The following is a 22,676-nucleotide window of genomic DNA, read 5'->3' on the forward strand; positions in this document are numbered from 1 at the left end:
ATACATTGGACAAATTGGTGATTGAAGGTGGGAAACCTCTCTCAGGAACCATAGTTATCCAAGGAGCGAAAAATGCCGCTTTGCCGATTCTGGCTGCCAGTCTATTGGCCGAAGGCACAACAACGATAGATCATGTGCCTGATTTGCTGGATATCGATGTCATGCTGAACATTTTGCGCGAATTAGGATGCCGCGCCGAGCATACGGGAGGAACTGTGGTGCTGGACACTGAGACTGCACATACATCCCACGTGCCGGAATCGTTAATGAGACAGATGCGATCTTCTATTTTTTTAATGGGGCCTTTGCTTGCTAGATTTGGGGAAACTCAGGTTTATCAACCAGGTGGATGTGCAATCGGTGAGCGGAAAATTGATCTTCATTTAGAAGGTCTTCAGGCTCTGGGTGCAGAAATAGAAGAATTGGGTAACCGGATCATATGCCGTGCCGAGAAACTAAGGGGAGCGGATATTCACTTAAGCTTTCCAAGTGTCGGCGCAACAGAGAATATTATGATGGCTGCTGCTTTGGCAGAAGGCCGAACCACAATTAGCAATGCTGCAAGGGAACCGGAAATTCAAGACTTGCAAGGCTTTTTAAATGCGATGGGCGCTAAAATAATGGGAGCCGGAACCGACACGATAACGATAGATGGGGTACAGTCGCTAACACCTTGTCGTTATAAAGTGATTCCGGATCGTATTGTAGCAGGGACCATCATGGTAGCCGCCGCTGCAACACGCGGTCAAGTCACGCTCCAAAATACGCAGCCAGCCCATTTATCTTCCTTGATTCATGTTCTGCGCCGGGCAGGTGTTCAAATTGTTGTCGACGATGATATAATTAAAGTTGGCAGTGCAACAAGGCCTAGAGCGGTTGAAAGAATCGTAACCTCTCCATACCCGGCTTTTCCTACCGATTTGCAGTCTCAGGTTATGGTGCTGCTTACGCTTGCAGATGGTGTGAGCGTATTGAAAGAAACGATTTTTGAAGGCAGATTAAAGCATGTGGATGAACTGTCACGTATGGGTGCAGACATTCGCGTAGACATGAATGCGGCATTCATTCGCGGCGTGCCAAGGCTTTATGGAGCGACGGTGGAAGCAACGGATTTGAGAGCAGGCGCCGCCCTTGTCATAGCTGGTTTAGCAGCGCAAGGAAGGACGGTCGTTGAGCAAATTCATCACATCGATCGAGGCTACGAAAAAATCGAAACGATGCTGTCTAGGCTGGGTGCGCGGATTTCGCGTTATTCGCCAGTGCCTAATAACTAATACTATGCGCATGAGCTGCAAGATAGAAACAGCCGGTACCCTTTTGATGCTAAGCGAAGGCTGACGCGGAGAGGTTAACCGGATGTTTTTTGGGGAAAGAAGGGACAAGTTATGAGTGCACAGATGCCAGTACTTAAGGAACCACCGAAAAAAAGAATGGGCAGTCGGAAGCTGTTGACCATACTTATATTATTGTTTGTGGCGCTTTTGGCTGTATTATTTTTTAATTCCTCTATTAGCAAAATATCAGAAATCCAAATTGATGGAACTAGATTCGTAACGAGAGAAGAAATAGGCAAGGCAGCTGCTATTTTGGTTGGCGATGCTTTTTTTCGAACTTCGTCTTCTACTATAGAAGATAGAATTGTCACATTGCCACAAATTAAAGGGGCTAAGGTTACGAAGGTATTTCCAGGTGTGGTGAAGATTCATGTAGAGGAGTTTCCTGTTGTTGCATTCGAGCTCTCCAAGCAAGGGGAAATGACAGCGTTATTGACAAATGGAACGACAGTTGAGGCTGACAGCGATGAAATGCAGCTTGTGGACAAGCCTGTATTGTCAGGCTGGACAGATGGAGATCCCGTAAAGGCACAGCTCACGAAGCAGCTTGCAAAAATATCGACGAAGCAGCTCTCCGACCTATCTGAGATTTTACCATTTCCGTCAACCGCTTATCCCGATCGGATTCTGATGTACACTCGCACAAAATTTGAAGTGGTAACAGCGGTATCGGTTCTTCCAGAGAAGATTGAAGCGTTGAATGCAGTAATCGAGACCCAAGAGCCAGGTAAGATCACGATGCTTCTGGCGGATACATATGTGCCTTTCGTAAGTGAGAGTCCAGAAAATATAGATTCTGAGTAAAATTATACTACTCAATAGTCTGAAAGAATGGTAGAATTTTATTTATGCATTAATACTCGATGAAGCTGGATAATCATAGGAAATATAGAGAATCGCAAGGGGCGGTGCTCGACACAAAGCGAGAAATAACTAAAAATTTGTTGAAAAAAGAGGGAAAATAATAAAAGCGTTGAATATGTAGGAAGACCTTAACATGTGGTAAAATAATTAATTATTTGAAACGGAGGTGCCGCAAGATGAGCAGCAACGACATCATCGTCAGTTTGGACATCGGTACATCCAAAGTTCGTGCTATTATTGGTGAAGTGAATAATGGAGCCATTAATATTATTGGAGTTGGATCTGCCGACTCAGAGGGTATTCGCAAAGGAGCAATAGTAGATATTGACCAGACTGTGCAATCGATCCGTAATGCCGTAGAGCATGCGGAGCGCATGGTAGGCATTCAAATATCAGACGTATATGTTGGTATTCAAGGCAATCATATTGCTTTGCAAACCAATAGAGGCGTCGTTGCAGTATCCAATGAGGACCGTGAAATTGGTGAAGAAGATATTGAACGAGTATTACAAGCTGCTAAAGTAGTGGCGCTCCCTCCAGAGCGTGAAATCATTAACTTGGTTCCAAAGCAGTATCTAGTAGACGGCTTGGAAGGTATTTCCGATCCGCGCGGTATGATTGGCGTTCGCCTTGAGGTTGAGGCGACGATCGTCACGGGGACGAAGACTGCTATACATAACCTTATGCGTTGTGTAGAGAAAGCAGGCCTTCGTATTTCTGGTGTCATTTTGTTATCACTCGCTTCAGGCGTGGTTTCGCTCACCAAAGATGAGAAATCGATAGGGACTGTTCTTACTGACATAGGAGCAGGATCATGTACGATTGCCATTTATGACCAAGGCGGCTTAGCTGCTACGTCAACGCTTCCAATTGGTGGCGAATATGTAACAAATGATATAGCTTATGGCTTGCGCACGCAAAGTGAGCAAGCTGAGAAAATCAAACTTAAATATGGCTGTTCAAATGTAATGGATGCAGCTGAAGATGTGAAGTTTAAAGTAGCACGAATGGGCAGCAATGTGGAAAAAGAGTTTTCACAGGTTGATCTTGCTAGTATTATTGAGCCTCGCATGCAAGAGATTTTCCATTTAGTTCGTCAAGAGGTACGTCGACTTGGTTATGGTGACAAGGTTAACGGTTATGTGTTGACCGGTGGCACTGTATCGATGCCAGGAACACTCGCTTTGGCCCAGGCAGAGCTTGAGTCTTCCGTCCGAATTGCACTCCCTGATTATATTGGTGTAAGAGACCCGGCGTATAGCAGCGGCGTTGGCATGATTCAATATGTGTCAAAATATATGGGAGCTCGCGGAACTGGAGCAGTGAAGAAAACGGCAAGCCGCAAAGCAAGTCCAACACCTTCTACTAAACCCGGTATGTTCGAGCGGATTAAAAGTATGTTTAATGAATTTATTTGAGGATTTAAGATAATATAAGTTTCACCTTTTATACGATACTTATATTTTACTGCGAAACGTTGCTGTGCCGTCTCATAGATGTTATCAGCAGTTTACGCTTGACTGGGGGAAAATGAAAGATGTTGGAATTCGACTTTGAGCTTGAGCAGCTTGCTCAAATAAAAGTAATAGGTGTTGGCGGTGGCGGTAGCAATGCCGTTAACCGAATGATAGAAAATGGTGTTAAAGGTGTGGAGTTTATTACGGTAAACACCGACGCTCAGGCGCTGCATTTGGCTAAATCCGAGCATAAGCTGCAAATCGGCGATAAGCTGACGCGTGGACTTGGTGCGGGTGCCAATCCTGATGTAGGCAGCAAGGCTGCAGAGGAATCTCGCGAAATTATTATGAACCAGCTTAAAGGCTCGGACATGGTATTCGTGACAGCAGGAATGGGCGGCGGTACGGGAACGGGAGCAGCTCCGGTTATTGCCGAAATCGCTCGCGAATGCGGTGCACTCACTGTAGGGGTTGTTACTCGGCCTTTTACCTTTGAAGGACGCAAGCGTGCTGGACAAGCTGAGCTTGGGATTGAAGCGCTCAAAGAAAAAGTAGATACGCTTATCGTCATTCCTAATGACCGTTTGCTTGAGATTGTAGACAAAAAGACACCAATGCTGGAAGCTTTCCGTGAAGCGGATAACGTGCTCCGTCAAGCCGTTCAAGGCATATCAGACCTTATTCAAGTACCAGGCCTAATCAACCTTGACTTTGCAGACGTAAAAACGATTATGACAGAACGCGGCTCCGCTTTGATGGGTATCGGTATTGCTACTGGCGAGAATCGTGCTGCTGAAGCAGCGAGAAAAGCGATTATGAGCCCGCTGCTTGAAACGTCAATTGACGGTGCTCGCGGCGTTATTATGAACATTACTGGCGGCAGCAACCTTTCACTCTATGAAGTGAATGAAGCAGCTGAAATCGTCATTTCAGCATCTGATCCAGATGTGAACATGATCTTTGGTGCGATCATCGATGAAGATCTGAAGGACGAAATTAAAGTAACCGTTATAGCAACGGGCTTCGAGCACAAGTCACCAGCTGCACGTCGTGTTCCACAACAGCAGCCAGAAGCGGTTGATACAAGGCAACAGGGCAGCTCCAATGCAGTTAAGCCTTTTGGAGCTAGCAACACTTCAAGCGACCAGCTTGAAATTCCAGCATTTTTGCGCAATCGCCCTCGCAACGATCGTTAAAACTTTTTGTACTAAGCCTCGCCATTATGGTGAGGCTTTTTTTATTTGTTTGATTGTAAATTGATTGAGAAAAGGGGAGAAGCAGCTGTAAGCACGTATATCACTTACAGCATGAAGAAAAATTCATTTTGCTGCAAATGAGCACCTATATGTTCTTTTTGCCTACGATTAGCGAATGGGCAAGTTAGAGAAGCCTCTGTAAACGCGTATAAGTTCTTACAGCATGAAAGAAACCATGATTAGCAGCCAATAAGCACCTATATATTCTTACAGCCAATGCTTGGTGAATGAGTAAGCTAGATATGCCTCTGTAAGCACGTATAGGTTCTTACAGCATGAAAGAAACCATAGTTAGCTGCCAATAAGCGCCTATATGTTCTTACAACCATTGCTTGGCGAATGAGCAAGGTAGAAAAGCTGCTGTAAGAACACATAGGTTCTTACAACATGAAAGAAACCATGGTTAGCAGCCAATAAGCACCTATATGTTCTTACAGCCTACTATTTGCGAATGAGCAAGCTAGAGAAGCCTCTGTAAGCACGTATAGGTTCTTACAACATGAAAGAAACTTTAGTTAGCTGCCAATAAGCACCTATATGTTCTTACAACCAATGATTGGTGAATGAGCAAGGTTGAGAAGGGGCATTTCGTAAGTGCTAACAACCCTCTAATGTACCTGTTAAAGTGAGGTGAATAATAGAGTATGCAGCTGCTCTTTGTTTACTTTGTAGCATCGAATTCTCTGGGTGCCATTTCCTGCGGGCAACAAGGCTTGATTGAGAACCATACGGTGAAGCAGTTTTTGAGCTTCGCGTTTTTTGATTTTTAGAAGATCTATGACGTCAGTGGGCCGGATAGGATGCTGTAGTTGAGAAGCATAACGTAATACTTCCAACTGCAAGAATGCATCAGCGCTTGTAACTTGTTTATTGCCAATTAAGCTCCTACCCATAAATTGTTGGAGAAGCTGCTTACACATTCGCGGTTTTTCTTTTAGGTCATCATAGGAAAAACGTAATATTTTCCAACCGTCGAGCACAAGGTGGTTTTGACGCATTAATGAATCTGAAAACTGCCAGCGAGTGATTTCTGAGGAATGAGTGCGAAATCCATCAATTTCGATCGCTAGCCGCAAGCCTGATTTTAAATATACAAAGTCTAAAAAACGAGTGCCGTCTCGAAAATCAGCAATCTCAAACTCTGGAATAAGTCCCTCAAGTTGATGGAAGGCAGGATACCATACCTTTTCTAAAAATAATTTTTCAGCATGTCCATGTCCTTGCTCCAGCCTCCGTCTATTTTCTCCACTACTCTTTTTTAGATGAAGTTCCAGCCAACATTCATATACCGATTGAAACGACAAATTTATCATCCTCCTCCGGAAAATAAAAAAAACCGCATACTGCGGGAGAGATCTCCCGAGTAAGCGGTGTGCTTCACTGCTTCTATCTATTTAGAATGATAATCTAATTGCCAAAGTGGAACAAGTATCCACTCCAAATTTTTTTGTATTTTTAAAAATACGGCCTGCTTAATTAGTCGAAAATTATTTTAGCAATGACAAGTGATGGCGGGAACCTCAAAAAGAAACAAAAAGGTAGATTCAGCCTGACATAGGAGTGATCCCTCACAGGAGCAGCCCTAGGTTAATGAACGGTTAGCAAAATAGGACGAGCTAAAGATATAAGCCTCTGCAAAATTAAACGTAAAAGACTTGCCGTTTTTTATACTCCTACTCGACAAAAAAAGATATGTCATGCCGTCATGAATAGACAGACTTTGAAATAGGATTTTAATATACTAGTGTCAATCGTTCTCCCGGGTGCCGGCTGCAGGCCGTTTACCGCCAGTTGCAGGAAGGTGACCGAAGTGGCTGTTTATGTTGATGTTATGTTTTTGCGAGAGCTGCTCGTTGACGGTGCTATTCTATTAACTACTGCTTGGGCACGTCATCTTAAACCGAAGCCTTGGCGAGTATTATTGGCTTCTGCTGTCGGAGCTTGTTATGTCGTTTTAATGCTTTTTCCACAATTATCTTTTTTATTCACATTTGCAGTTAAGGTTGCTACGTCGTTATTGATTTTATGGATTGCATTTGGCTTTGCCTCGATTCAGCACTATATGAGGAATGTTGCAGCGTTTTATGCTGTTAACTTTGTGGCTGCTGGAGCTGTGCTTGGACTTTATTATTTGTTCATGCAGGGGTCCCGTGAGGTTTGGAAAACGATGATGTTCGTAAACGGAAACATGCGTGTGGAGCTTAAGATGGGATTGTTTTATTTGATTGCTGCGTTATGTATCGGATTGTATATATACCGTGCCGTATTGACGCAAAAAAGAGAAAGGGAGCTGGTGCAAACTCATTTGGCAGAAGTGAAAATTATGATTGGAGAACGTATAAAAACCTGCATAGGCCTGATCGACACCGGCAATCAGCTGTATGATCCACTTACACGGACACCGGTCATGGTGATGGAGGCATCCTTGTGGCAAGATGATTTACCTGAATCGTGGTTGAATAGCATACGAGATGCACAAGTGGATCGTCTTGTAGCGGGAATGGATGAGCACACCTTTGTTTGGCAAGATCGACTTCGTCTTGTACCATTCAGAGGTGTTAATCGAGGGTCACAGTTCATGCTAGCGATAAAGCCGGATGCGGTTGAAATTACTAGGGAAGGACAAGTTTTTGAAACGCGGAAGGTGCTTATCGGGCTTGACGGCGGTAAGTTAACGTCTGATGGGGCATATCGAGCCATTATCCATCCGTCTATGGTACAACAGTAACGAACGTATGCTCATACAAACGAGGAGGGATGGGCCAGATGCTCGTCAAGTACAAACTGATCCTTCAGTTATATTATTATCGTGTGATGTTTTTATTCGGATTAAAAAGTGAAGAAATTTATTACATTGGTGGCAGTGAGGCATTACCGCCTCCCCTAACACGTGAAGAGGAAGAATATTTGCTGGAAAAACTGCCTACCGGCGATACGGCTATTCGCGCAATGCTAATCGAACGTAATTTAAGGCTAGTCGTATACATCGCTCGTAAGTTTGAGAATACCGGCATTCATATCGAAGATCTCGTATCAATCGGCGCGATAGGTCTAATTAAGGCGGTTAACACCTTTGATCCTGAGAAAAAGATTAAGCTGGCCACCTACGCCTCGCGTTGTATTGAAAATGAAATATTGATGTACCTGCGCCGCAATAGCAAGACGCGTACCGAAGTGTCCTTTGATGAACCGCTTAACATCGACTGGGATGGAAATGAACTGCTTCTATCGGATGTGCTCGGAACGGAGAATGACACGATTTACCGTAACATTGAAGAGCAGGTAGATCGCAAGCTGCTTCACAAAGCGCTTGATAAATTGTCAGAGCGTGAACGAATTATTATGGAGCTTCGCTTCGGTCTTGCCGACGGTGAGGAAAAAACACAAAAGGATGTTGCTGATCTACTTGGCATTTCACAGTCCTATATTTCACGCCTTGAGAAGCGAATTATTAAAAGGCTTCGTAAAGAATTTAACAAAATGGTTTAGATCCCGCATCCTGCTTACAGTTGTCGAACGATGTCGCAATAGGAATAAAAAGGACTCCTGAGGAGATAATGTACATTAATGTTTCTCCTTGGGAGGTAATCACGTTGACCCGAAATAAAGTCGAGATCTGTGGAGTGGATACCGCGAAACTGCCTGTCCTTAATAATGTCGAAATGAGAGAATTGTTTACGGCATTGCAAACCCGTAATGAGTGGGCAGCAAGAGAGAAATTAGTTAACGGTAATCTGCGGCTAGTGCTTAGCGTTATACAACGGTTTAACAATAGGGGAGAGTTTGTAGACGACTTATTCCAGGTCGGATGCATTGGACTTATGAAGGCGATAGATAATTTCGACCTTAGCCAAAATGTCAAATTTTCCACCTATGCCGTACCGATGATTATCGGGGAAATACGCCGTTACTTGCGTGACAACAACCCTATACGCGTATCACGCAGCTTGAGAGACATTGCCTACAAGGCGCTTCAAGTTAGGGATAGCTTGACGAACAAAAATTCACGCGAACCGACGATTTTTGAAATATCGGAAGCATTAAACGTTCCGAAGGAAGATGTCGTATTCGCACTGGACGCCATTCAAGATCCTGTTTCATTGTTTGAACCGATCTACCATGACGGCGGCGATCCTATTTATGTTATGGACCAAATTAGTGACGAACGAAACAAAGACGTATCGTGGATCGAGGAAATCGCGCTTCGGGAAGCTATGCATAAGCTGAACGACCGTGAAAAAATGATTTTGTCGATGCGCTTTTTCGAAGGCAAGACGCAAATGGAGGTAGCCGATGAAATCGGCATCTCACAGGCACAGGTTTCTCGTTTGGAAAAATCGGCTATTCAGCAAATGCAAAAGCATGTAAAAACATAAAAAAACGGTGCCTCTCGGCACCGTTTTTTTGTTTATGTGATTTATTGAAGGGGACTAACCAATAATCATCAACCAAAAAGATAAGAAACTGATGATCAGACAAAGCGGAGAGTAAACATACGTATCCATTCGTGCAAAATGCGTATTTCGAATCGTTTTGAACAACCCGACAGCACGAAATTCACCAACTGCTCTAGCCAAAAAAACAATAGCAAGTGCCCAGGCTGCAATGGAGGGCAGCGATGCTGGTCCGATGACAGGGATAATATCAGCAAACATGAGAATGAATGCAGCGCCCGCAAAGAAAAGTACTGCAACAGCTGCCGTTCCAACAGGACGAGGTTTAAAAAGAGGCTGAGATGTGTAATTCTTTGTCGGGACAGCAATGGAGATTCCATGCCGACCGCCTAACACCCAATATATATGTATTACGCCGATGACGAACAACATCGCACTAATGAGCGCTGCTAATAACGATTGCATCACATATCCCTCCGTGTCATGAATGATTTTTTTCAATAAACGGCATAAGCAGGTCAATCTGCTTCTTGGTTTCTTCTGGATTGAGAGTACGATGTTTATTTCGTTCGTACCATCCTAAGTAATAACTGTATAAGAGTTCAGATGTATTCTTTGCCTCATCTTCTAATAATTCGCACGCAATGAGCAAGCCGCTCATATAATCCAAGCGCTGCTGCTCAATTTGCTGAAGCAGATCGGCATACGCAGGCGATGTCGATCCTAATTTTCGGAAATGATAAATAAAATCTTTTCCTTCTATCGTGCTGAACATGACGCTGAGCAGCTGGTGTACCTTTTGCTTCGGTTCTAATGAGTCATGCTGCTGAATATGAGCGATGATTGATGTGGTTGTTTGTTCATGCCAGTAATGAATAATACGATCCACATACAAAATACGATTTTTAAAATACCAATAGAAGCTGGTTTTACTGCTGTTTAACTGCTTAGCGAGCTGTTCGATAACGAGAGCTTCGATACCCCCTTCAGCAAATTTTTGCAGTCCAAGATTGATCCAATCGAGTTCCGTTGCGACGATTTTTGGCATGATATGCTCCTTATTCGATCCTTTGATATTCTTTTATTGTACGCTATCGTACATAAAAATCAAATTTTGAAATAAGAGGCTCCTTTTCTTGATAAGAAGGACATTTTGGGCGATTTCCACATATAGTTATAGGAGAGACAAACGGGTGATCACTCTACTTGAAAAGTGGTGAGCGGAAATGAAAATATCTGATTTTCAAACAAAGGACGTTATTAATATTGTGGACGGAAAAAAGCTGGGTCAAATAACGGATTTGGAGCTTGATCTGCGGCAAGGTCGGATCGATTCTATTGTGGTGCCGCAGTATACTAAGTTTTTGGGGATGTTTGGCGGTGGCGGCACGGAAGTCGTTATTCCATGGCGCAATATTGTGAAAATTGGGGCAGACGTTGTGCTCGTTCGAATGGATGACACGAAACAGCTTCGTTCCGAGGAAGAAGATTTGCACGCTCGCTCATAAAACGCTAAACTGTGACTATACCAGCAAAGCTGATTTGCTCTGCAAACCCAAGCTCATGCTTACGAAGTAGGTTTACTCTGCAAACCTAAGCTTATGCTTACGAAGTAGGTTTGCTTCGCAAACCTAAGCTTATGCTTACGAAGTAGGTTTGCTTCGCAAACCTTTAAGAGGTGAACAAATGGAATCTTTTAAACATAATCAATCAGCGAAGGGACCTTCGCTTTTTTTATTGTCTGAATGGGAATCACGTTATGATCGTTTGAACGCGGGGTTTACAGGACGTCAAGGCGGGGTTAGCGAAGGCCACTTTTCATCGTTAAACATGGGCTTGCACGTCAAGGATCAAGATGCTGCGGTTATATCGAATAGGCGATTGTTGACCGATGCTATCGGCTGGCCATTTGAAGCATGGACATGTGCTGAACAGGTGCATGGGAACCGGGTATGGCAAGTGACTGAAGCAGATAAAGGCAAGGGTAGAAATAGTCTGGACGATGTGCTCAGGGATTGTGATGCTATCATGACAAATGTCCCTGGGGTGCTGCTGACTTCTTTTTACGCAGATTGTGTCCCATTGTATTTCTATGATCCAGAGCATGATGCGGTGGCGCTTGCCCATGCCGGTTGGAAGGGAACCGTCCAGCAGATTGCTGTAAAAACGGTACAAGCAATGGAGCAAGCATATGGAACCGACCCTAAAGCGCTTGTGGCAGCGATAGGGCCTTCTATAGGAGGCTGCTGCTATGAGGTGGATGGTCCGGTCATAGAGCAAGTACAGGCGCTTTTGACTGATCTGAGCTTGTCGCAAGAAGAAGCGGATTCCATGCTTAAGCTGAGCGAGAATGGCAAAGCGAACTTAGACTTGAAAGAAATAAACCGACAGATTATGATAAAAGCAGGAATTTTGCCGATACGTATCGAATTAACAGAGTGGTGCACTGGATGCAGACGGGATTTATTTTTTTCTCATCGCAAAGAAGGTGGCTTAACCGGCCGAATGGCCAGTTGGATCGGCATTCGGGAGAGGTGAAACATGTCATTCACATTAGAGAATAGAATTGAGCTTGTGGAAGAGCGAATTAAGAAAGCTTGCGAGCGTGCCGGGCGCAGCAGAGATGAAGTTCAAATTATTGCTGTTACGAAATATGTTTCTTTAGATACCACGAAGGCTGCCCTAGGGCAAGGCTTGCTTCATTTGGGTGAAAATCGTTGGCAGGACGCACAGGCGAAGTGGGAAGCGATAAGCGGCAGTGATGATCTAGCAGCAGAGGATCAGCCTATCTGGCATTTTATCGGTTCATTGCAAACGAATAAGGTGAAGGACGTCATTGGGAAGTTTACATACATGCATTCGTTGGACAGGCTATCGCTTGCTGAAGCCATAAATAAGCGTGCTTCCCAGCTAGGGATTATCGTTCCTTGCTTTATTCAAGTAAATGTATCTGGGGAAGATTCCAAGCAAGGCATTAATCCAGACGAGCTCTTTCCCTTTGTGGAGCAGCTTGCTAAGTTTAATTCGATCAAGCCAATTGGTTTGATGACGATGGCTCCTTATGAAGCCGAACCAGAGCAAACGAGACCCGTCTTTAGAGCATTGCGAGAGCTGAGGGATGAATTAGAGCGGCGCTCGGAACATCCAAACACCATCACCCAGTTATCAATGGGCATGTCGAATGATTTTGAGGTTGCCATCGAAGAAGGAGCGACATGGATTCGCCTTGGTACGATATTAGTAGGGAAAGAGGAGGAATAGGGATGAGCGTCATGAACCGCTTTATGAGTTTTCTTGGCTTGCAAGATGAAGAAGAAGTTGTAGAGAGAGAACGTGTTGTACAGCAGGAAGAACAAGAAGCTGAAACTTCTCCCTTCGAGGCACGTAAAAACACGAAGAGCAATAATGTCGTCAGCATTCATTCACAGAAGAATGTCCGGGTAGTACTTAGCGAGCCAAGGTCTTATGATGAAGCGCAAGAAATTGCTGATCATTTGCGTTCACGCCGTGCAGTAATCGTGAATCTTCAACGTGTTCGCAGCGATCTTGCTGTTCGAATTGTTGATTTTCTAAGCGGTACCGTGTACGCTTTAGGCGGAAGCATCTCTAAGCTAGGACCCAATATTTTTCTTTGTACGCCGGATTCAGTCGAAATTCAAGGTGCTATAACGGAAATGCTGGCGGAGGAGAACGACTACAACAAAATGAGGTGACCTTGAGTTAATGGATGAAGTTTATAGTATTGTGATGCTGGTACAAAAAATTTACACGTTTATGATCATTGGTTATGTGCTGCTATCTTGGTTGCCTAACGCTCGTGAAAGCTTTATCGGCGTATTTCTAGGTAAGCTGGTTGAGCCATACTTAGGTATTTTCAGAAAGTTTATTCCGCCAATCGGAGGCATGCTGGATCTATCGCCAATCCTTGCCGTGTTCGCATTGCAATTTGTAGCGTATGGCCTGATTGCAGTAATCGGATTTTTTATTTGATTAAAGGAATGAGTTTAAATGAAACAAGGAATATACGATCATTTCCATCCCGACGAGAAACCTTTCGTAGATCGGGCGGAGGAATGGATAGAGCGGTCCGCACAGCAGCATGAGCTGAAGCGGACCGATTTTTTAGACCCAAGACAAGCACAAATATTGACTATTTTGGCAAATCGCAACCCTGATGTTAATGTCCGGTTTGACGGCGGTTATGATCAAGCTGAGCGTAGACGAGCCATTATAGGTCCAGATTATCGGAATTTGGATGACGAAAATGCTGGCATATCTGTTCTTGTAGTTAATGGACCGGGACAAGCCCAAATGGAATTAGATCATGGTGATTTTTTAGGAGCACTGCTTGGACTTGGTATAAAACGTGACCGAATTGGTGACATACATGTGCATGAGCATTTTTGTCATATCATTGTTATGGATGAAATTGCGGATTACTTGAATATCCATCTAAGACAGGTTCATCGGATTAATGTGCTGACAGACGTACTTCCACTATCTGAGCTTCAGACGGCTTTGGTTAAGCTGGAGGAAATGAGTTTGTCAGTTGCTTCTATGCGATTGGACGGGATTGCGAGCGATGTTTATCGCATAAGCAGATCCAAAATCGTTGATCCGATTCGGGCAGGAAGATGCAGGGTGAATTGGAAATCGGAAGAAGACCCATCCGAGCAGCTTCGAGCGGGTGACGTTGTGTCATTCAAAGGACTTGGCCGATTTAAAGTACTAGAGGTGGATGGCGTGACAAAAAAAGGCAGAATTCGAGTAAAGATCGGCAAATTTATTTGAATGATTGCAGGAATTTTCCTGTAGTTGTCGAATTATTCTCATCAAATCGTGTATTTTCGGTTACGAATGTTCCAAATACCATAAGGAGGTGCCCCAATGCCGTTATCGCCATTGGACATACATAACAAAGAGTTTGGTCGGAGATTGCGTGGCTACGATGAGGATGAAGTTAATGAATTTCTAGATCAGGTCATCAAAGACTATGAATCGCTCATTCGTGAAAATAAAGAAATGCAAAACCAAGTATTAGGCTTGCAGGAGAGATTGAATCATTTTACGAATATCGAAGAAACGCTTAGCAAAACGATTATAGTTGCACAAGAAGCAGCCGATGAAGTAAGAAACAACGCGAAGAAGGAAGCACAGTTGATCATTAAGGAATCAGAGAAAAATGCTGATCGAATTATCAATGATTCACTTGCCAAGTCTCGCAAGGTTTCTCTTGAGGTAGAAGAGCTTAAAAAACAAGCTTCCGTATACCGTGCTCGTTTCCGTACACTTGTAGAAGCTCAGCTTGAACTGCTTTCCGTAGATGGTTGGGATACGCTGGAGCCGCATGTAAGACAAACCGAGCATGAATTGACTCGCGGCTAGTTTTTTTATAAACAGGCGAAATGCCATTTGACATTTGGCCTGTTGTTACGCTATAACTAATAGTAATTAATTGATGATCTAAACTTCGTTGATGAGAACAAGTACGTTTTGAGTTCACTCCTCAGAGAGCCGGCGGCAGCTGAAAGCCCGGTGTGTGAGCTATTGCGGAATATCCTCTCTGAGAAGCGGTGCTGAACCTGCGTAAGCAGCAGTAAGTGCTGACGGCTGTCCCCCGTTACAGGGAACGCGAATATTATGTTCGCGACTAAGGTGCCGCATGAAGCACAGCTGAACGTAGCTGTCTGCTCTCATTAACTTGTTGCTGGATTTCAGCAGCAGTGCGGAACAAGGGTGGTAACGCGACTAAGCCTCGTCCCTTCTCATAGGGATGAGGCTTTATTTTTGTTTAAATTAGGAGGCTGAAGCGATGCAACGCGTAGACGTTAAGGAACGTGCCCGCACCCGTGAGCTGCGAGTGCTGGAGCAATGGAAAACAGATGAAACGTTTAAAAAATCAATAGCAAACCGGGAAGGCAAGCCGAATTTTGTATTTTATGAAGGGCCGCCTACCGCTAATGGAGCACCACATATCGGTCATGTACTTGGCCGCGTAATTAAGGATTTTATTTGTCGCTACAAAACAATGGCAGGATACCGTGTTATCCGTAAAGCAGGATGGGATACGCATGGACTGCCGGTTGAGCTTGGAGTTGAGAAGCAGCTAGGCATCTCCGGCAAGCAGGAAATCGAAGAATACGGTGTAGAGAAGTTTGTGAAAAAATGCAAAGACAGCGTATTTGAATATGAGAAGCAGTGGCGTGAGCTAACAGAAGGCATCGCGTATTGGACGGATTTAGACAATCCATATATCACGCTTAAAAACGAGTACATCGAGAGTGTATGGCATATTTTATCGTCAATCCACGGAAAAGGTCTGCTGTACCGCGGTCATCGCGTAAGTCCTTATTGCCCGGATTGTCAAACGACGCTTAGCTCACACGAGGTTGCACAAGGTTATGAGGATGTTAAGGATCTAAGCGCAACAGCGAAGTTTAAGCTAGTGGAATCGGGAGAATTCGTTCTTGCTTGGACAACTACGCCGTGGACGCTTCCTGCAAATGTGGCGTTAGCCGTAAATCCAGAGCTTGATTATATCCGTGCTTCCAAAAACGGTGAAGTTTATATCGTTGCTCAAAATCTAGCGGAGAGCGTTCTTAAAGAAGATTATGAAGTTCTATCCGTATTGAAAGGCGCTGAGCTTGTTGGTCTTAGCTACGAGCCGCCATTCCAATACGTTGCCCTAGAAAAAGGCCACATCGTTATTGCAGGCGATTTCGTTAGCGACACTAGCGGTACGGGTATCGTTCATATCGCACCAGCACATGGTGAGGATGACTACCGAGTTTCACGCGACAACGGAATCAGCATGCTGAGTGTTGTTGATTTGGCTGGTCGCTATACGTCAGAGGTTACTGACTTTGCAGGACGTTTCGTGAAAGACGCTGAGCTTGATATTGACATCGTCAAAAACCTTAGTGAACGCGGTCTTCTTTACTCGAAGGAGCGCTACGAGCATAGCTATCCATTCTGCTGGCGCTGCAAAACGCCGCTCATCTACTATGCGATGGAAAGCTGGTTTATTAAAACAACAGCGGTTAAGGATCAGTTGATCGCCAATAACAACAGCGTAGATTGGTATCCTGGCCATATCCGTGAAGGTCGCTTTGGTAAGTTTTTGGAGGATTTGGTTGATTGGAACATCAGCCGCAACCGTTACTGGGGTACGCCGCTTAACGTTTGGGTCTGCGATGTAACAGGCAAGGAGTATTCACCAAGCAGTATTGCTGATCTGCGTGCGATGGCGATTGGCGATGTGCCTGAAGACATTGAGCTTCATAAACCGTATGTGGATGATATTAAGCTAAAATCACCTTTCGCTGAGGGTGCTGAAATGACGCGTACACCTGAAGTTATCGATGTATGGTTCGACAGCGGTTCGATGCCGTTCGCTCAGCATCATCATCCGTTTGAGAACGAGCAGCAATTCGCTGAGCAATATCCAGCAGACATTATCTGTGAGGGTATTGACCAAACGCGCGGCTGGTTCTACAGCTTGCTTGCAGTTTCTACTCTGTATAATGGTAAAGCGCCATATAAAGCGGTTATCTCGACTGGCCATATTTTGGATGAGAACGGGCAAAAGATGTCCAAATCTAAGGGCAATGTAATCGACCCTTGGGAAATCATCAACGAATATGGAACGGACGCGTTCCGCTGGGCATTGCTTGCAGACAGCGCGCCATGGAACAGCAAACGCTTCTCACGCGGCATTGTTGGCGAAGCGAAATCGAAAGTCATTGATACGATTGTAAATACACATGCGTTTTTCGCGTTATATGCTTCAATCGATGGCTTTGACTACACAGCGCATGAAGAGATCAAATCAGACAACAAGCTGGATCGCTGGATCATTTCACGTCTGAACAGCTTGATTAATACAGTGAACAAGGGTCTTGAAGTAAATGATTTCCTTAATCCAGCTAAATCGATTGAGGTTTTCGTTGACGAGCTGAGCAACTGGTATATCCGCCGTTCACGTGATCGTTTCTGGGGAAGCGGGCTTACAAATGATAAATTAGCCGCTTATCAAACTTTGCGCAGCGTATTGCTTACCCTCTCGCGTCTGATCGCTCCCTATGCACCTTTGCTTGCAGAGGATGTATTCGGAAACCTTGGCGGAGCAGGCAGCGTTCATTTGGCTGATTATCCGAAAGCGGATGAAACGCTTATTGATGAGACGTTGGAGCGCGATATGGAAAGTGCAAAACAAATCGTTGAGCTTGCTCGCAACGTTCGGAACGAAACAGGAATCAAAACGCGCCAGCCTTTGTCGGAGCTAATCGTATCGCTTGATCGTGATTTCAACGTAGCAGACTACGAGGATATCGTGAAGGATGAAATAAATGTAAAAGCTATTACCGTACAAAATTCAGACAGTGGATTTGTTGACTTTACCCTTAAGCTGAATCTTAAAGTTGCCGGTAAAAAATACGGTAAAAACGTTGGGCCTATTCAAGGTCAGCTAAAAGGACTATCAGCAGAACAGACTCGAAGCATCGTAAATGGCGGAAGCTTCGACTTCACAAGTGCAGAAGGCGAACAGCTGTCAATCACTGTTGATGAGCTGTTGGTTGAGAAGCAAGCGAAATCAGGTTTCGCTTCTGCATCTGGCAACGGTGTAACTGTAGCGCTGAATACGGATATTACAGCTGAGCTTGAGCAAGAAGGCTGGGTTCGTGAAGTGATTCGCGCCGTTCAGGATACACGCAAAAAGCTCGATCTGCCAATTGAGAAGCGCATCGATCTTGTACTTGATGTAGACGCAGAGCTCAAAGCGGCGCTGGATGCGTTCGCACAAGTGCTTCAAGACAACGTGCTTGTTCAAACCGTCACTTATGGTGATGAGCCGGGGATGGAGAAAGTTGTGCTTGGCGAAAAAGAAATAGGGATTTTCATCCGCGGATAGGGTTATAGTATAAAGGAAATTAACAAGCGAAAAAAACGAGGCCGTCGCCTTCCGACAGCTGCAGCAAACGACTGAATGGTCGCGGTGCTTGCAATGTCCGGCAGGTCAGGCCTCGTTTTATTGTTTGACAAAGGGGATGCCTCGTATGAATACAAATAACCCGGAACAGCCGAAAAATTTGAACGAGTTACAAACTTCGTTAAGCAAGCTTGATAAACGACTGCAAACTATTGCTACCGAAATGGAACATACCCAAATAGCGGATTACATTGATCTGTTAAACAGACCATGGACAATGATTTGGAAAAACCTGCTGGCTGGTACAGCCAGAGGTGTAGGAATCGCGATTGGCTTTACCTTTTTTGCTGCGACCATTCTTTATGTTCTGCGTATATTAGGAGCGTTAAACTTACCGATAATCGGCGACTATATTGCAGACATTGTCCGAATTGTCCAAATCCAGCTTGAAGGAAAAGTTTATTGATTATAAGTGTTGATCTTCAAGATCAGCTTCTAATCCATGATCGCCTTCGTCTGACTCCAAGTAATTTTTGTACTCTCGGTTGCGAATGACGGACACATGGCGCCCTGTAATGTCAGTTGCAAGAAAGCTTTCAATGGATTCAACGAAGCCGTCATTCTCGAAAGCTTCAATACCTACATGCTCATAATCGGCGACATCTCGGTTCTCAGATGTGGCAGGTGAATCCGCATTGCCCCATTGCTCAACAATTTGCCAAGCATCCTCGCCATCAAAGCCGTTGTAGGAATCATGCTCATCCATGCTGGTTCGACCAAATGGCGGATCGAGAAATAATTCTTCAACTGGCCTGCGCAGGGATAAATGTTGCCTTGGCGCATGTTCAATGCAGTAAAGCGTATCGGGCACGGCATCCAAACGTTCAAGCGGAATAGGTTCATTGCATGTTTTACAAATGCCGTATGTTCCATCAGCAATCGCGGTTAGCGCTGCCTCAATGCGATTTAGATGCAATTCTTCTTGTTCATGAAGGGCTACATCTTTCTCGCGTTCATAAAGCTCAGTAGCGACATCACCTGGATGATTATCGATTGTGGATAGTTCTCCGGTAGTGTCACGCAACGAATTCGCTAAGCCATAATGATCGTTTTCTGAGAAACGTTTTTCAATTTCGCGCTGCTCGTCCAATAATCTGGCTTGCAGCAGCTGAATATGAGCAGTGTTTGGCTTTGTCATTTTGAGCACCCTCCTTAGCAGGGAACATAATTGCAGTATTAGCTTTTGCTGAAATACGGTTTTTCAGTATGGTCTTCAATGGAAGAACAGCAGGCGGGTGCTGGCTCTTATTTAGCTCCGTATGCTACAATTGATTAGCAAACTTTCAGAAATGCACTGGCTATTCACATTTGGTCTGAAGTGTTTTTGAATGGAAACGCTGCTTTACAAAAAATTAGGAGTGATTCGATGCGTTTTTATTATTACTGGGTAGCGGTATTAGTGTTAGTCCTTGATTTTGTAACAAAGAAATTAATTGAAACAAAATTAGAGATCGGGGATCAAATTAGCGTTATCGGTAATTTTTTTCTCATCACTTCGCATCGAAATCGCGGTGCTGCATTTGGCATCTTGCAAGAGCAAAGACTGTTTTTTATCATTATTACCGTTATCATTGTTTTGGGTATCATTTGGTACATACAGGCATCGAGAAAATCAGCTAAGCCTTGGCTGCTAGTAGGACTCGGACTAGTTCTTGGCGGCGCAATTGGCAACTTTCTCGATCGTGCGCGTTATGGTGAGGTTGTCGACTTTCTGCAGTTTAACTTCGGCAGCTATGGCTTCCCGATTTTTAACGTGGCGGATTCAGCGATTGTCTGTGGTGTAGCATTAATTCTTATTGACACCTTGTTATCGGCTAGAGATGACAAGAAACGTTTGCAAAATGGAGAGGACAAGGATCAAAACAATCATGAGCAGCAACCTGTATAATGAAGAACCGTTGGAATGGATCGTAGAGGCGGAGCAATCCGGCGAACGAGTAGATAAGTTTGTAACAGACAGTATTGACGATCAAGGCGTATCCCGAACACAGGTTCAGGAATGGATCAAAGCAGGGGCCGTACAGGTCGATGACAAAGTGGCAAAAGCGAATCTGAAGGTAGCAGAGGGCAATCGTGTCGTTCTGATTATCCCAGAGCCTGAAGAGACGGCCATTGTTCCTGAGAACATCCCGCTTGAAGTTATCTATGAGGATTCAGACTTGATTGTTATTAATAAAAAGCGCGGTATGGTCGTTCATCCTGCACCTGGTCATTCTTCAGGCACGCTTGTTAATGCGCTGATGTATCACTGCAAGGACTTGTCCGGTATTAACGGCATGATCCGTCCAGGCATTGTTCACCGCATAGATAAGGACACAACAGGTTTGTTGATGGCTGCCAAAAACGATCTGGCGCATGTCTCGCTTGCTGAGCAGCTTAAGGAGCATACAGTAACGCGAAAATATATCGCACTTGTGCACGGCAATTTGCCGCATGACCAAGGTACGATTGATGCGCCTATCGGACGTGACCTGAATGACAGGAAGCTGTTTACAGTAACTGAGCACAACAGCAGACACGCTGTAACCCATTTTCACGTATTGGAGCGTTTAGGAGATTACACGATTGTTGAGCTTCAGCTAGAAACGGGACGTACCCATCAAATTCGTGTACACATGAAATATATTGGTCACCCGCTTGCGGGAGATCCGGTTTATGGACGCAATAAGACAGTAGCGTTAAAAGGACAAGCTTTGCATGCAACGCTGCTTGGCTTTACACATCCGCGCAGCGGCGAGCGGCTGGAGTTCGAAATGCCTTTGCCGGCAGACTTCGAAAATGTATTAAGCAGCTTGCGTTCAAGGTAATAGTGCAATAGTGCAAACTTTTCACCACATTATTCATTATTTCAAGCACATAAGTACGTTATTCTAATCAATAACAACTGAAGTAAATGAATATAAGGATAGGTGACGTGAAATGACTTCCATTAACCAAAATTACTTGGAGCTGCAAGGCAGCTACTTGTTTTCTGAAATTGCAAAACGCCGTACTAAATTCATTCAAGAAAATCCAAATGCTGAAATTATCAGCTTAGGAATTGGTGATGTTACGCGCGGTTTGCCGGATGCGGTTCTGAATGCTATGCACAGTGCAGTGGACGAGCTTGCAGCTCCAGGTTCATTCCGTGGATACGGACCTGAGCAAGGCTACGATTTTCTAATAAATGCAATTATCGAAAATGACTATAAAGCACGCGGCATTGACATTGCAACAAATGAAGTGTTTGTAAGTGATGGTTCCAAATGCGATGTCGGCAATATACAAGAAATTTTCAGCGAGAACAGTATCGTTGCGGTACAAGATCCGGTTTATCCAGTCTACGTCGATACGAACGTCATGGCTGGCCGCTCAGGCAAATACAATCAAGATACAAAGCGCTACGAGAACATTGCGTATTTGGAGTGTACAGCTGAAAATGATTTCAAGCCTAGCCTTCCTGATCGTAAAGTAGACATTATTTACTTGTGCTATCCGAACAATCCAACTGGCATGACGCTTACGAAAGAAGAGCTTAAAGTATGGGTTGACTATGCGAAAGCAAACAACTGCATCATTCTTTATGACTCCGCATACGAAGCATTTATTCAGGAAGAAGATGTTCCGCACAGCATTTACGAAATCGAAGGCGCGCGTGAAGTAGCCATCGAATTCCGCAGCTTCTCCAAAACAGCAGGTTTTACTGGTGTTCGCTGTGCCTACACAGTTGTGCCGCGCGAGCTGAAAGGTCTTGATGCTTCAGGCAATGAAGTGTTGATCAATGATTTGTGGAATCGCCGCCATACGACGAAGTTTAACGGCGTATCATACGTTACACAGCGTGGAGCAGCTGCGATCTATTCTGAAGAGGGCAAAGCGCAAATCAAATCTTTGGTTGACTACTACATGAAAAATGCAGCAATTATCCGTGACGGCCTTGCGTCCATCGGTCTTGAAGTATTTGGCGGAGTAAACGCTCCTTATATTTGGCTGAAAACACCGAACGGCATGGATTCATGGTCGTTCTTCGATAAGCTTCTTACAGAAGCAAACATCGTTGGAACGCCAGGTGTAGGCTTCGGTCAAAGCGGTCAAGGCTATTTCCGCCTTACAGCATTCGGAAGCCTTGAGAATACTCAAAAAGCAGTTGAAAGAATTCGTAAATTAAGCCTGTAGCAAATAATCGCTATCCTTGCATAGTTTATCAGGATTGGTCCACACTAAGTTGAAGCGGAAATAATCGTTTTTACTTGACATCTTTTGTCGAACGTGGGATAATTCCTATGATATACATCAGTACCTTTAACTCAGTCCCGAGAGGCTGGCAAGGTAGCGTGAATAACAGGTCTATATAAGAGAAGAATAGGACAGCTTTATGCACTGCTTTCTGTGACGAGAGCTCT

Annotated in this window: 23 protein-coding genes and 1 other annotated feature; of the genes, 19 read left to right on the forward strand and 4 right to left on the reverse strand. The window is 44.4% G+C overall.

From position 1 onward, the window contains the following. Window positions 1-5: 5 nt before the first annotated feature. From murA to ftsZ, 4 genes are all read left to right on the forward strand, one after another. On the forward strand, window positions 6-1,274 hold the full coding sequence (gene murA / locus AC0VYE_RS14440; protein ID WP_076268162.1) for a UDP-N-acetylglucosamine 1-carboxyvinyltransferase: 1,269 nt from the start codon (window positions 6-8) through the stop codon (window positions 1,272-1,274). A 111-nt stretch (window positions 1,275-1,385) separates the two neighbouring features. After that, on the forward strand, window positions 1,386-2,138 hold the full coding sequence (locus AC0VYE_RS14445) for a cell division protein FtsQ/DivIB (RefSeq protein WP_076268163.1): 753 nt from the start codon (window positions 1,386-1,388) through the stop codon (window positions 2,136-2,138). 236 nt (window positions 2,139-2,374) lie between these two features. Then, on the forward strand, window positions 2,375-3,616 hold the full coding sequence (ftsA, locus tag AC0VYE_RS14450; protein WP_076268164.1) for a cell division protein FtsA: 1,242 nt from the start codon (window positions 2,375-2,377) through the stop codon (window positions 3,614-3,616). A gap of 119 nt (window positions 3,617-3,735) precedes the next feature. Beyond that, a complete protein-coding gene (gene ftsZ, locus AC0VYE_RS14455; protein WP_076268165.1) occupies window positions 3,736-4,851 on the forward strand; it encodes a cell division protein FtsZ in 1,116 nt (371 codons plus the stop codon). A gap of 680 nt (window positions 4,852-5,531) precedes the next feature. Here the strand turns inward: ftsZ and AC0VYE_RS14460 are convergent. Continuing rightward, the gene (locus AC0VYE_RS14460; protein ID WP_475448816.1) at window positions 5,532-6,215 is read right to left on the reverse strand and encodes a DNA-binding response regulator; all 684 of its coding nucleotides are present in this window, start codon (window positions 6,213-6,215) and stop codon (window positions 5,532-5,534) included. A 440-nt stretch (window positions 6,216-6,655) separates the two neighbouring features. On the opposite strand from AC0VYE_RS14460, the gene spoIIGA reads away from it, so the two are divergent. The 3 genes from spoIIGA to sigG all read left to right on the forward strand — a co-directional run bounded on the left by spoIIGA (window position 6,656) and on the right by sigG (window position 9,287). Next, window positions 6,656-7,639: a sigma-E processing peptidase SpoIIGA gene (spoIIGA, locus tag AC0VYE_RS14465; protein ID WP_475448818.1), complete on the forward strand. Its 984-nt coding sequence runs from the start codon at window positions 6,656-6,658 to the stop codon at window positions 7,637-7,639. 38 nt (window positions 7,640-7,677) lie between these two features. Further along, on the forward strand, window positions 7,678-8,400 hold the full coding sequence (sigE, locus tag AC0VYE_RS14470) for an RNA polymerase sporulation sigma factor SigE (RefSeq protein WP_054027973.1): 723 nt from the start codon (window positions 7,678-7,680) through the stop codon (window positions 8,398-8,400). 104 nt (window positions 8,401-8,504) lie between these two features. Next, window positions 8,505-9,287 carry an RNA polymerase sporulation sigma factor SigG gene (gene sigG / locus AC0VYE_RS14475; RefSeq protein ID WP_054027974.1) on the forward strand — a complete coding sequence of 261 codons (783 nt, stop codon included), beginning with the start codon at window positions 8,505-8,507 and terminating at the stop codon, window positions 9,285-9,287. A gap of 54 nt (window positions 9,288-9,341) precedes the next feature. On the opposite strand, the gene AC0VYE_RS14480 is transcribed toward sigG, so the two are convergent. Next, window positions 9,342-9,770 (reverse strand): DUF3995 domain-containing protein, encoded by a 429-nt coding sequence (locus AC0VYE_RS14480; protein ID WP_475448821.1) that lies wholly within the window; start codon window positions 9,768-9,770, stop codon window positions 9,342-9,344. A gap of 16 nt (window positions 9,771-9,786) precedes the next feature. Beyond that, window positions 9,787-10,353 (reverse strand): TetR/AcrR family transcriptional regulator, encoded by a 567-nt coding sequence (locus AC0VYE_RS14485; protein ID WP_475448823.1) that lies wholly within the window; start codon window positions 10,351-10,353, stop codon window positions 9,787-9,789. Window positions 10,354-10,531: 178 nt separating this feature from the next. On the opposite strand from AC0VYE_RS14485, the gene AC0VYE_RS14490 reads away from it, so the two are divergent. The 9 genes from AC0VYE_RS14490 to AC0VYE_RS14530 all read left to right on the forward strand — a co-directional run bounded on the left by AC0VYE_RS14490 (window position 10,532) and on the right by AC0VYE_RS14530 (window position 18,700). Beyond that, entirely contained in the window at window positions 10,532-10,813 is a 282-nt protein-coding gene (locus tag AC0VYE_RS14490; RefSeq protein ID WP_076268170.1) for a YlmC/YmxH family sporulation protein, read from the forward strand. 178 nt (window positions 10,814-10,991) lie between these two features. Continuing rightward, entirely contained in the window at window positions 10,992-11,843 is an 852-nt protein-coding gene (pgeF, locus tag AC0VYE_RS14495) for a peptidoglycan editing factor PgeF (RefSeq protein ID WP_475448825.1), read from the forward strand. 3 nt (window positions 11,844-11,846) lie between these two features. Then, entirely contained in the window at window positions 11,847-12,566 is a 720-nt protein-coding gene (locus tag AC0VYE_RS14500; protein WP_430060840.1) for a YggS family pyridoxal phosphate-dependent enzyme, read from the forward strand. A gap of 2 nt (window positions 12,567-12,568) precedes the next feature. After that, window positions 12,569-13,018 (forward strand): cell division protein SepF, encoded by a 450-nt coding sequence (locus AC0VYE_RS14505; protein WP_076268173.1) that lies wholly within the window; start codon window positions 12,569-12,571, stop codon window positions 13,016-13,018. A 10-nt stretch (window positions 13,019-13,028) separates the two neighbouring features. Beyond that, complete coding sequence (locus tag AC0VYE_RS14510) at window positions 13,029-13,295, forward strand: YggT family protein (protein ID WP_054027981.1); 267 nt, start codon at window positions 13,029-13,031, stop codon at window positions 13,293-13,295. Window positions 13,296-13,313: 18 nt separating this feature from the next. Further along, entirely contained in the window at window positions 13,314-14,096 is a 783-nt protein-coding gene (locus AC0VYE_RS14515; protein WP_076268174.1) for a YlmH family RNA-binding protein, read from the forward strand. 96 nt (window positions 14,097-14,192) lie between these two features. Continuing rightward, entirely contained in the window at window positions 14,193-14,690 is a 498-nt protein-coding gene (locus tag AC0VYE_RS14520) for a DivIVA domain-containing protein (protein ID WP_076268175.1), read from the forward strand. A gap of 79 nt (window positions 14,691-14,769) precedes the next feature. Beyond that, window positions 14,770-15,071: a binding site (T-box leader), on the forward strand. A gap of 46 nt (window positions 15,072-15,117) precedes the next feature. Further along, window positions 15,118-18,216, forward strand: coding sequence for an isoleucine--tRNA ligase (ileS, locus tag AC0VYE_RS14525; protein ID WP_475448829.1), 3,099 nt, complete (start codon window positions 15,118-15,120; stop codon window positions 18,214-18,216). A gap of 145 nt (window positions 18,217-18,361) precedes the next feature. Beyond that, entirely contained in the window at window positions 18,362-18,700 is a 339-nt protein-coding gene (locus tag AC0VYE_RS14530) for a DUF5665 domain-containing protein (RefSeq protein WP_256710892.1), read from the forward strand. On the opposite strand, the gene AC0VYE_RS14535 is transcribed toward AC0VYE_RS14530, so the two are convergent. Next, window positions 18,701-19,432 carry a TraR/DksA C4-type zinc finger protein gene (locus tag AC0VYE_RS14535; RefSeq protein ID WP_076268178.1) on the reverse strand — a complete coding sequence of 244 codons (732 nt, stop codon included), beginning with the start codon at window positions 19,430-19,432 and terminating at the stop codon, window positions 18,701-18,703. 228 nt (window positions 19,433-19,660) lie between these two features. Between AC0VYE_RS14535 and lspA the strand changes: the two genes are divergently transcribed. The 3 genes from lspA to AC0VYE_RS14550 all read left to right on the forward strand — a co-directional run bounded on the left by lspA (window position 19,661) and on the right by AC0VYE_RS14550 (window position 22,449). Further along, window positions 19,661-20,182: a signal peptidase II gene (gene lspA / locus AC0VYE_RS14540; RefSeq protein WP_076268179.1), complete on the forward strand. Its 522-nt coding sequence runs from the start codon at window positions 19,661-19,663 to the stop codon at window positions 20,180-20,182. Continuing rightward, a complete protein-coding gene (locus tag AC0VYE_RS14545; RefSeq protein ID WP_083681965.1) occupies window positions 20,163-21,101 on the forward strand; it encodes an RluA family pseudouridine synthase in 939 nt (312 codons plus the stop codon). The genes lspA and AC0VYE_RS14545 overlap by 20 nt, the downstream gene beginning before the upstream one ends. 112 nt (window positions 21,102-21,213) lie before the next feature. Further along, entirely contained in the window at window positions 21,214-22,449 is a 1,236-nt protein-coding gene (locus AC0VYE_RS14550) for an LL-diaminopimelate aminotransferase (protein ID WP_475448832.1), read from the forward strand. Window positions 22,450-22,676: the final 227 nt, after the last annotated feature.

Source organism: Pristimantibacillus sp. Z349TD_6 (assembly GCF_056173205.1).